The sequence below is a fragment of the Rhodovulum sp. PH10 genome (assembly GCF_000293785.1).
In the GTDB taxonomy this organism is placed as follows: Bacteria; Pseudomonadota; Alphaproteobacteria; order Rhizobiales; family Xanthobacteraceae; genus Rhodoplanes.
On the sequence record NZ_AKZI01000186.1, the window covers coordinates 1 to 10,712 of the forward strand.

The 10,712-nt window shown below is 69.8% G+C and carries 10 protein-coding genes; 6 read left to right on the forward strand and 4 right to left on the reverse strand.

Annotated elements, in window-relative coordinates; genetic code table 11:
* The coding region (locus A33M_RS20885) for a DUF2155 domain-containing protein (protein ID WP_157223604.1) at positions 1–670 on the forward strand (670 nt) is incomplete at its 5' end.
* Positions 671–736: 66 nt separating this feature from the next.
* Here the strand turns inward: A33M_RS20885 and aat are convergent.
* Positions 737–1,438, reverse strand: coding sequence for a leucyl/phenylalanyl-tRNA--protein transferase (aat, locus tag A33M_RS20890; protein ID WP_008391666.1), 702 nt, complete (start codon positions 1,436–1,438; stop codon positions 737–739).
* Between the two features lie 227 nt (positions 1,439–1,665).
* Between aat and A33M_RS20895 the strand changes: the two genes are divergently transcribed.
* Positions 1,666–2,052 carry a response regulator gene (locus A33M_RS20895; RefSeq protein WP_083850596.1) on the forward strand — a complete coding sequence of 129 codons (387 nt, stop codon included), beginning with the start codon at positions 1,666–1,668 and terminating at the stop codon, positions 2,050–2,052.
* Between the two features lie 129 nt (positions 2,053–2,181).
* Here A33M_RS20895 and accC read toward each other — a convergent pair whose 3' ends face one another.
* Genes accC through aroQ form a run of 3 tightly spaced genes read right to left on the reverse strand, consistent with a single transcriptional unit; the run spans position 2,182 to position 4,504 of the window.
* Positions 2,182–3,534, reverse strand: a complete 1,353-nt coding sequence (gene accC / locus A33M_RS20900) for an acetyl-CoA carboxylase biotin carboxylase subunit (RefSeq protein ID WP_008391668.1) — start codon at positions 3,532–3,534, stop codon at positions 2,182–2,184.
* Positions 3,535–3,569: 35 nt separating this feature from the next.
* Positions 3,570–4,052: an acetyl-CoA carboxylase biotin carboxyl carrier protein gene (accB, locus tag A33M_RS20905; protein WP_008391669.1), complete on the reverse strand. Its 483-nt coding sequence runs from the start codon at positions 4,050–4,052 to the stop codon at positions 3,570–3,572.
* The gene (gene aroQ, locus A33M_RS20910; protein WP_008391670.1) at positions 4,049–4,504 is read right to left on the reverse strand and encodes a type II 3-dehydroquinate dehydratase; all 456 of its coding nucleotides are present in this window, start codon (positions 4,502–4,504) and stop codon (positions 4,049–4,051) included. Before aroQ ends, accB begins: the two co-directional genes overlap by 4 nt.
* A 368-nt stretch (positions 4,505–4,872) precedes the next feature.
* Here aroQ and A33M_RS22620 point away from each other — a divergent pair, with 368 nt between their 5' ends.
* The 4 genes from A33M_RS22620 to A33M_RS20930 all read left to right on the forward strand — a co-directional run bounded on the left by A33M_RS22620 (position 4,873) and on the right by A33M_RS20930 (position 10,464).
* Positions 4,873–5,451, forward strand: a complete 579-nt coding sequence (locus tag A33M_RS22620) for a phasin family protein (protein WP_008391671.1) — start codon at positions 4,873–4,875, stop codon at positions 5,449–5,451.
* A 737-nt stretch (positions 5,452–6,188) separates the two neighbouring features.
* Positions 6,189–8,210 carry an acetyl-CoA carboxylase biotin carboxylase subunit gene (locus A33M_RS20920; protein WP_008391672.1) on the forward strand — a complete coding sequence of 674 codons (2,022 nt, stop codon included), beginning with the start codon at positions 6,189–6,191 and terminating at the stop codon, positions 8,208–8,210.
* A gap of 286 nt (positions 8,211–8,496) precedes the next feature.
* Complete coding sequence (locus A33M_RS20925) at positions 8,497–9,426, forward strand: FAS1-like dehydratase domain-containing protein (protein WP_008391674.1); 930 nt, start codon at positions 8,497–8,499, stop codon at positions 9,424–9,426.
* Positions 9,427–9,540: 114 nt separating this feature from the next.
* Entirely contained in the window at positions 9,541–10,464 is a 924-nt protein-coding gene (locus tag A33M_RS20930) for an HpcH/HpaI aldolase/citrate lyase family protein (protein ID WP_008391675.1), read from the forward strand.
* Positions 10,465–10,712 lie beyond the last annotated feature (248 nt).

A 10,712-nucleotide genomic window follows, 5' to 3' on the forward strand; every position in this document is an offset into this window, starting at 1 on the left:
GAATGCCGCGATCCCCCCCGCCCACCCAGGCCAGTCGGCCGCCCCCGGCGCCGCGCCGGGCCAGCAGGCGCCGGCCGGATCGGCGCCCGGCCACACCGCACCGCCGCCGGCCGGCCAGAACGGCACCGGCACCGAGACTGCCGCCACGCCGCCGGCGGGTGCGCCCACCGGCTCGCCGGCGAGCCCGTCCGCGGACATCGTCACCGAGGTCGAGGTGCCGACCCACAAGGTCGAGAACCCGATCGCCGTCTTCTCCGGGCTCGACAAGATCACCGGGCGGATCACCAAGTTCGAGGTGCCGCTCGATCAGACGAAAACGTTCGGTGCGCTCCAGGTGCGCCCGCGCGCCTGCTACACCCGCCCGCCGACCGAGGCGCCGAACACCACGGGCTTCGTCGAGGTCGACGAGACCTCGCTGCAGGGCGAGGTGAAGAAGCTGTTTCGCGGCTGGATGTTCGCCTCGAGCCCGGGGCTGCACGGCGTCGAGCACCCGATCTACGACGTGTGGCTGACCGACTGCAAGGCGAGCGCCACGATGGCCTCCGCGCCGGCGGCGGGCGACGGCCACGACGGCGCGCCGAAGGCGGGGCAGGGGGCGCCGGACGCCCCGGTGGCGCTGCCGCGCGCGCACCCGCAGCGCCGCCAGCAGCAGGGTACGGCCCGGCCCTGACGGGCCCGACCGGCGCGGCGTTTCGAAACATCGTTCTCGTCGACGTGCGCCGCGGCGCGGTCCCGTTCAGGGGGCGTCGCCGCTCGGCCCGACCGTCGTCTCCCGCACCAGCTCGAGCGCGCGGGCGCCCGCAATCGGTGCGTCGCCCGGCAGCGCGAAGAAATCCGCCTCGCCGATCAGCGCCTGCGCCAACAGCTTGTGATAGCTGCGGCGCGGCACCTCGACGGCGCCGAAGCGGCGCAGATGATCGGTGACGAACTGGGTGTCGAGCAGGCGGTAGCCGCCGGCCTTCAGCCGCGCGACCAGATGCACCAGCGCGACCTTCGAGGCGTCGCGATCGCGATGGAACATGCTCTCGCCGAAGAAGGCGCAGCCGAGGCTGACGCCGTACAGCCCGCCGACCAGCGTGTCGCCGACATAGGCCTCGACGGTGTGGCAGTGGCCGGTTTCGAACAGCCGGCGATAGAGCGCGCGGATGCGGGTGTTGATCCAGGTGCGGGTGCGGCCGGGCGCCGGCTCGGCGCAGCCGTCGATCACCGCGTCGAAGTCGCGGTCGACCTCGACGCGGAAATGGTCGGATCGCACCGTGCGGGCGAGCCGCGACGGGACGATCAGCCCGTCGAGCGGGATCACGCCGCGCTGCTCGGGCTCGATCCAGTAGAGCGCCGGATCGTCGGCACTCTCCGCCATCGGGAAGATGCCGCAGGCATAGGCCTTCAGCAGCACCTCTGGCGTGATCTCGACCGATGCGGAATCACGACGGGCCATGGACACTCCGTATCATACCCGAGCCTTCATACGCGACCGCCGCCGGTCGGTCTGCACCGCCGAATGCGCGCCCGGCCCCGCGTCGGGAGGGACGTGATCACCGGAACGTGAAGGGGGGCCGCAGGGCCCGTTAACGCTTCGGTAACCGGCCGATCGCTAGCCTTTTACTCACATTTTAAGCAAATCGTCGGCACTCTCGCAGACGATCGTCACGGAGCACCTGGATCATGGGTACGAGTCTGTCCGGCAGCCGACTGCCCCGTGTGCTGCTCGTCGAGGACGAGGTTCTGATCAGCATGATGATCGAGGACGCGATGATCGAGCGCGGCTTCGAGGTCTACACCGCCACCAATGCCGACGACGCGCTTCAGGTTCTCGAGGACGGCACGCCGGTCGACGTGCTGTTCACCGACATCAACATCGACGGCGAGGTCGACGGCACCAAGCTGGCGCGGCTCGCCCGGGCGATGCGCCCCGAGCTCGGCGTGGTCTACGCCTCCGGCACGCAGGGCTCGGTGCCCGACGCGGTGCCCGGCTCGAACTTCGTGCCGAAGCCCTATGCGGCCGCCGACGTGTGCGCCATGCTGGCGTCGCTCAAGGCCGGCAACGCCTGACGATACCGACATCCTCCTCCGAAACGGCAGCGGGCACGGCGTTTGTTTGCGCCGCGCCCGCTTTTCGCTCGTCCAGCAGGGCGGGCGAAGGCGCGCACCGCCGCGCCCACCCCACGCCTGCCTTGCCGGTTACTCGTCCACCCCGCCGCGGGCCAAGAACTGCTCGAGCCAGTGGATGTGATAGCTGCCGTCGATGATGTCCTTGTCGCGCACCAGCGCGCGGAACAGCGGCAGCGTCGTCTCGATGCCGTCCACCACCACCTCGTCGATCGCCCGCCGCAGGCGCATCAAACATTCCGCCCGCGTCTTGCCGTGCACGATCAGCTTGCCGATCAGCGAGTCGTAGTGCGGCGGGATCGTGTAGCCCTGATAGACCGCGGAATCGATCCGCACGCCCATGCCGCCCGGCGGATGGTAGTGCCGGATCTTTCCGGGCGACGGGCGGAAGGACACCGGGTTCTCCGCATTGATGCGGCACTCGATGGCGTGGCCGTGATAGGCGACCTCCTCCTGCGTCACCGACAGGCCGCCGCCATTGGCGACGCGGATCTGCTCGAGGATCAGATCGATGTCGGTGATCGCCTCGGTCACCGGATGCTCGACCTGAATGCGGGTGTTCATCTCGATGAAATAGAACTGCCCGTCCTCGTACAGGAACTCGATCGTGCCGACGCCCAGATAGGCGAGGTCCTGCATCGCCTTGGCGACCGTCGCCCCGATTTTTTGGCGGGCATCGGCGTTGAGCGCCGGGGAGGGGCTCTCCTCCCAGATCTTCTGGTGGCGGCGCTGCAGCGAGCAGTCGCGCTCGCCGAGATGGACCGCCTTGCCCTCGCCGTCGCCGATCACCTGGAACTCGATGTGGCGCGGCTGCTCGAGGTATTTTTCCATGTAGAGCGCGTCGTCGCCGAACGCGGCCTTGGATTCCGCCCGCGCGGTGGCCAGCGCGACGTGCAGATCGGCCTCGCTGCGGGCGACCTTCATGCCGCGTCCGCCACCGCCGGCCGCCGCCTTCACGAGCACCGGATAGCCGATGTCGCGGGCGATGATGCGCGCCTCCTCGTCGGAGCCGACCGCGCCGTCCGAGCCCGGCACCACCGGGATGCCGAGCCGCTTGGCGGTGCGCTTGGCCTCGATCTTGTCGCCCATCAGGCGGATGTGGGCGGGCTTCGGGCCGATGAAGGCGAGCCCGTGCTCCTCGAGGATTTCGGCGAAGCGGGCGTTCTCCGACAGGAAGCCGTAGCCCGGATGCACCGCGTCGGCGCCGGTGATCTCGCACGCCGCCAAGAGCGCGGGAATGTTGAGATAGCTGTCCTTGGCGGCCGGCGGCCCGATGCAGACGCTCTCGTCGGCGAGCCTGACGTGCATCGCGTCGGCGTCGGCGGTCGAGTGTACCGCCACGGTCTGGATGCCGAGATCCTTGCAGGCGCGCAGAATGCGCAGCGCGATCTCCCCGCGATTGGCGATCAGGATCTTCTCGAACATCGCGCCCCCGCTCCCGCCCCCGTTCGAGAGACCGGTCATTCGATGATCATCAGCGGCTCGCCGAACTCGACCGGCTGGCCGTCCTCGACGAGGATCTGCGTCACCGTGCCGGACTTCGGCGCCGGGATCTGGTTCATCGTCTTCATCGCCTCGATGATCAGCACGGTCTCGCCGGCCTTCACCTCGGTGCCGATGTCGACGAACGGCCGGGCCTCGGGCTCGGGCGCGCGATAGGCGGTGCCGACCATCGGCGAGGTGACGACGCCGGGATGCTTGGAGGGATCCATCGAGCCGTCGGCGACCGCGAAGACGCCCGGCACCGCCGAGGCCGCGGGGGCGGGCGCCACCACGGTGGCGGCGACCGGCGTGCCCTGGCGGGCGACGCGCACGCGGAGCCCCGCATGCTCGATCTCGATCTCGGTCAGGCCGGTCTCGCCCAGGAGCCGCGCCAGGCTGCGCACGATCTCCTCGTTCACGGCGACGGTCGGCGCCGGCTTGTCGTCATCGGCGGCTGTCACGATCGGTCTCCTTGCGTCTGGAGGCCCGCGAGCCCGGCGATCGCGAGCGCGTAGCCGAGCGGGCCGAACCCGCAGATCACGCCCTTCGCCGCCTTCGACAGGTAGGAGGTTCGGCGGAAGGGCTCGCGGGCGTGGACATTGGTGATGTGGACCTCGATCACCGGCACCGCGACGGCCGCGACGGCGTCGAGCAGGGCGATCGAGGTGTGGGTATAGGCGGCGGCGTTGAGCACGACGCCGACCGCGCCGGACGCGCCCGCCTCCTGGATCCAGGAGACGAGGTCGCCCTCGTGATTCGACTGGCGGAAGTCGAGCCCGAACCCGTGCCGCTCGCACGCCTCCCGGCACAGCGCCTCGACGTCGGCGAGGGTGGCACGGCCGTAGGTGTCCGGCTCGCGGCTGCCGAGCAGGTTCAGGTTCGGTCCGTTGATGACGTAGACGGTGGGCCCCATGGTATCCGGTCGGCACGCGACGGCGCCCGGTCGGGCGCGCGTGCTTCGGCGCCGTCTTATAGGCGGCGGCGGCGGAAAGGGAAGGGGGTTCGCGTCTCGGTGGCGGGTCGGGCCGGGGAATGCCCAACCGATGCGCGAGGATCGCGCGCGCTCGCGTCGTGGCGAGACACGCGGCCGCAAAGCCGGTACATTGGCGCGGCGTATGCCGGGTGGGGCGAAGGCTCGCCCGGCCGACGACGGCTCGTGGCCCGCGACCGCAGTCGCGCCGGGAACGAGGCCGGGGGGCCGACGCTGTTACCGAGGACGGGAAAATCCGCCCGGAGCGGCCGCAACACACCGTGGAAATGCTTGTGGGAAGGATTGTCGCCATGACCGATCAGACCGGCAACGGCTCGAACTACGATCAGGCTCTGGAAGAGATCAAGAAGAGCATGGACGAGGCGATCACCCGGACGGAGGACGCCATGGAGGATGCCATGGAGAAGGCCGGGATCGACGCATCCGCCGCGGCGCACGTCGCCGAGGAGTATCGGCTCAAAGTGTTCGAGTACATGCGGGCGAACGTCAATGCCGCGCTCGACTATGCGAGCGGGCTCGCCGGCATGAAATCGCCGCTCGACCTCGCCTCGACGGCGCGGGAGGCGGGGGCGCCGATGCCCTCTGCGGAGCTTTCTGCCGCCAGCGAGGCGATCGAGGCGTATCGCCAGCGGATGTTCCAGTTCATGAAGGAGAACATCAACGCGGCGATGGACTATGCCGAGGGGCTCGCCGCGGTGCGCAGCCCGTCGGAGTTCATCGAATTGTCGACCAGCCACGCCCGCAAGCAGTTCGAGGCGGTGACCGCGCAGACCACCGAGCTCGGCATGCTGGCGCAGCGGCTCGCCGTGTCGAACAGCGATGCCTTCGGCGGCATCTCGAAGATGTTCGGCCAGCAGCCGAGGACCTGATCGTCCGCCGGCCGGCCCGGACGGACCCGTCCGAGCTCGTTCGGGCACGCATCCGGGCCGATGCCGCAGGGGGGCAGAGGACCGGGAGCCGGTGCGACACGTGGCCCCGGCCGGGCGGCAAGGTTCCGAGCCCATGGGGATCGGACCAGCCGCCGGGGTCGCGTCCGGAGCGCCCGAGGGCGACCCGCAGCGAGGCGCGTGGGGGGAGATGGAGACGGCGCGGCACCGGACGCTCCTGCGGGTGTCCGCTCGGTGCCGCGTTCGCGCGGGCCGATCCGCCCCGCCAAATCCTCCCGCCGAATCCTCACGTCAAATGCCTTCGCCAAATCCCCCGCCAAACGCCTTCGTAAATTCCTTCGGCAAATCCGCGCGCCGTCTCCCTCGGCGCGGCCCCCTCCGATCGATCAATTGCGAAGCCGGTGTTTTCGGCTCAGGAAACGCCCGGCGCAGGCGGGCGGTCCGGTCGGGTCCGGCCGTCCGCCGCGTCGCCGTCTCGCGCTCCGTCACCGATCTCGGGGGTCGTCGGCCGTCGCCGTCGCTGCCGTCCGGTGGGGTCTCCGCAGGAGGGGCGAAGCGCGTCCGCCGCCGCATCGGCCGTCCGGCCGCCGCCGCTCCGGCCCGCTCCGCCGGGACGCGCGACACCGCCGGATTGCCGTTGACTTTTCTGCACTGCGGCTAGAACTTGGCCGCCCGAGTTTGCCTCTTCCTACTTATTCTTCCATGTGGATGTCGTACCAATGTTCAAGCGGATCCTGATCGCCAATCGTGGTGAAATCGCCTGCCGGATCATCAAGACGGCGCGGCGGATGGGAATCGCGACCGTGGCGGTCTATTCCGACGCCGACAAGGACGCGCTCCATGTCGAGATGGCCGACACCGCCGTCAATATCGGTCCGCCGCCGGCCGCCCAGAGCTATCTGCTGATCGACAAGATCGTAGCCGCCTGCCGGCAGACCGGCGCCGAGGCGGTGCATCCGGGCTACGGCTTCCTGTCCGAGCGCGAGGCGTTCGCCGAGGCGCTGAAGGAGGCCGGCATCGTCTTCATCGGCCCGAACCAGCGCGCGATCGCCGCGATGGGCGACAAGATCGAGAGCAAGAAGACCGCGGCCGCCGCCGGCGTCTCGACCGTGCCGGGCTTCCTCGGCACCATCGAGGACGAGACCCACGCGGTGAAGATCGCCGACGAGATCGGCTATCCGGTGATGATCAAGGCCTCCGCCGGCGGCGGCGGCAAGGGCATGCGCATCGCCTACAATGCAGGCGAGGTGGCGGAAGGCTTCAGCCGCGCCCGCTCGGAGGCGCGCTCCGCCTTCGGCGACGACCGCGTGTTCATCGAAAAATTCATCGTCGATCCGCGCCACGTCGAGATCCAGGTGCTCGGCGACAAGCACGGCAACGTCATCCATCTCGGCGAGCGCGAATGCTCGATCCAGCGCCGGAACCAGAAGGTGGTCGAGGAGGCGCCGTCGCCGCTGCTCGATGCCGCGACGCGCGAGAAGATGGGCGCCCAGGCGGTCGCGCTCGCCAAGGCGGTCGGCTACGATTCGGCCGGCACCGTGGAGTTCGTCGCCGGCCAGGACAAGAGCTTCTACTTCCTGGAGATGAACACCCGCCTGCAGGTCGAGCATCCGGTCACCGAGCTGATCACCGGGGTCGATCTGGTCGAGCAGATGATCCGGGTCGCCGCCGGCGAGAAGCTGACGCTCACCCAGAAGGACGTGAAGATTTCCGGCTGGGCCGTGGAATCGCGCGTCTATGCCGAGGATCCGTTCCGCAACTTCCTGCCCTCGATCGGCCGGGTGGTTCGCATGCGAACCCCGATCGAGCGGACCGCCGACGGCGTCGACAAGGTGACCGTGCGGATCGACACCGGCGTCTACGAGGGCGGCGAGATCTCGCTTTATTACGACCCGCTGATCGCCAAGCTGATCACCCATGCCGACAGCCGCGCCGGCGCGATCGACATGCAGGCGCGCGCGCTCGACCGCTTCTATGTCGAGGGCATCCGCCACAACATCCCGTTCCTGTCGGCCTTGATGCAGCATCCGCGCTGGGCGGAGGGGCGGCTGTCGACCCGCTTCATCGCCGAGGAGTGGCCGGACGGCTTCGTCCCGCTCGCCCCCGACGCCGACAAGGAGAAGACCATCGCCGCGGTCGCCGCGGTGATGGAGTTCCAGATCACCGAGCGCAAGCGCAAGATCTCCGGCCAGATGAAGCACCCGCACGTGCCCGGCGACCGCCGCCGCATCGTGCTGGTCGGCAAGTCCGAGATCGAGCTCGAGGTGGAGCGCGAGGGCAACGGCATCGCCGTCCACTTCATCGAGAACGGTAAGCGCGGGCCGAAGCGCTACACCGAGTCGGCCTGGAAGCCGGGCGATCCGGTGTGGCTCGGCGTGATCGACGACGATCCGGTCGCGGTGCAGGCGACCGACATCCCGAACGGCCACGTGATGTCGCATCACGGCATCGAGGTGAAGGTCTACGTCTACAAGCCGTGGGAGGCCTTCGCGATCCGCCTGATGCCGGAAAAGGTGAAGGCCGACACCGGCAAGAAGGTGATGTGCCCGATGCCGGGCCTGGTGCTGTCGATCGACGTCACGCCGGGCCAGGAGGTCAAGGCCGGCGAGACGCTCGCCATCATCGAGGCGATGAAGATGGAGAACGTGCTGCGCGCCGAGCGCGACGGCACGGTCGCCCGCGTCCTCGCCAAGAAGGGCGACAGCCTGCCGGTCGATGCGGTGATCCTCGAATTCGCGTGACGGATTCGTGACGAAGGACCCGCGCGGGTCCACGGGACGAGACGGTCGGGCGGCGCGGGAAGTTTCCTGCGGCCGCCCGACGCCGTTGTTGCCGCTGTTTTTGCGCGTGGCACCGCGGTCGGTCGGCACGGCGCGCGCGCCCCCTTGCCAGTCCGGGCGAGGTACGCTCAATATCAATCGAGGGTTTCTGCCGCCCGTCGAGGGCGGATCGCCACGTGCGGCGGCGGCCGGGACTTTTTGGGTCCCACCGACCGGCCGGGGACGACGACACGCCGGGGGGCGCGCCATGGATGCGGGACATCGCGACGAGCCGGCACATCGTGACGAGCCGGGAGATCGTGACGATCCGGGGCTGCGGGCGACAACCGAGCCTGCTCCCGAGGCGCCGCTCGAGAGCTGGATCGGCCGCACGCAGGAGGAGACCGACCGGGTGGGTCCGACCCCGGTGCGGGCGCTCGCCGCCACCCTCGACGACGCCTCGATCGACACCGCGGACGGCGCGCCGCTGCCCGAGCTGTGGAGCTGGCTCTATTTCCTGCCGATCGTGCCGATGTCGCAGGTCGGCCCCGACGGCCATCCGAAGCGCGGCGGCTTCCTCCCGCCGATCGCGCTCGAGCGGCGGATGTGGGCGAGCGGCCGCCTGACCTTCCACGACCGCCTGCGGATCGGCGACGCGGTGACCAAGCGCGCGGAGATCGTCAAGATCGCCGAGAAGACCGGCAAGGCCGGCCGCATGGTGTTCGTCACCGTGCGCCACGAGGTCTTCTCGCCGCGCGGCCTCGCGGTCCGCGAGGAGCAGGACATCGTCTATATCGCGATGCCGGACAAATTCGTGCCGCCGGCGCCGACGCCGCTGCCCGAAAACCTCGCCTGGCGCGAGCCGGTGAGGATCGACCCCGTTCTGCTGTTCCGCTTCTCGGCGCTCACCTTCAACGGCCACCGCATCCATTACGACGAGCCTTATGCGATGGGCGTGGAGAAATATCCGGGCCTCGTCGTGCACGGGCCGCTGCAGGCGATCCTCTTGATGCAGAGCGCCAGGCGGCACGCGCCGGGCCGGCTGCCGGCGCGTTACGAGTTCCGCGCCGTGCGCCCGTTGTTCGGCTTCGATGCCGTGTCGGTCGCCGGTCGCCTCCGCGAGGACGGCGGCCACGACCTCTTCACCGCCAATGGCGACGGCGCCATCGGCATGCAGGCCACCATCGGGTGGGCGTGACGACCTCGGCCGGCCCTTGCCGGCTTTGCTCGCGCTCTCCCGCATGCATCCGGACCGCGGACGGCGCCCACCCGGGTGCCGCCGCGCGTCCATCGACACCGAGCGGAGACCGCCATGCCCGAACGCCTCGAACGCTCCGTCCTGCTGGTACCGGGCTCCAACTGGAGCATGATCGAGAAGGCCGCGGCGTCCGCGACCGCCGACGCCGTCTGCATCGACCTCGAGGACGCGGTCGCCATCGGCGAGAAGGCGGCGAGCCGCGGCAATGTCGCCCGGGCCTTTCGCGAGCTCGATTTCGGCCGAAAGATCCGCCAGTTCCGCATCAACGGGCTGGACACCGAGTACGCCTATCGCGACCTCGTGGAGGTCGTCGAGGCGGCCGGCGCGGGGATCGATTCGGTGGTCGTGCCGAAGGTCTCCACCCCGGCCGACGTCGCCTTCGTCGCCACGCTCCTGAGCCAGATCGAGATGGCGCACGGTTTTGCGCAGATCGGCATCGAGGCGCTGATCGAGACCGCGCTCGGCGCCTGCAACGTGCGCGAGATCGCCGCCTCCGCGCCGCGCCTCGAGGCGCTGATCTACGGCCCCGGCGACTACGCCGCCTCGGTCCGCATGCCGCTCGCCGCGATCGGCGAGGCCGACGAGCACGACGTGCAGTATCCGGCCCACCGCTGGCACGCCATCATGCATTCGATCGTCCAGGCCGCGCGCGCCTATGGCCGGCGGGCGATCGACGGGCCGTTCGGCGGCCTGCACGACGGCCAGGGTTTCACCCGCGCCTGCAACATCGCCTGCGCGATGGGGTTCGACGGCAAATGGTGCATCCATCCCTCGCAGATCGAGGCGGTGAACGCGACCTTCGTGCCGCCGGCCGCCGAGATCGACTGGGCGCGGCGGGTGCTCGCCGAGTACGCGCGGGCGACCGAGACGGGGCACGGCGCCACCACGCTCGACGGCCGGATGATCGACATCGCCTCGATCCGGCTGTCGCGCACCATCGTCGAGCGGGCGAAGCTCGCCGGTCTCGCGGTGGAGTGAGGCCCGGCGGTCGCCGGCGCGGCGAGCCCGCGCCGATCGACAGGAAACTGGTGAGAGACCGTTTGGAAACTCGGACGCGGGCTGCGTTGCGGCGCGAACTGCCGGAGGCCAGGAGAAAAGCGATGCCGATATCGGGGATATCGGTGAGCTTTTCGACGCCGCGGCCGGCGTTCGCCCCGCAACCCACGCAAGTCGGGCTTGCCCGACTTGCGAACGTCACGTGCCGAACACGGGCAGGCCCGTGTTCG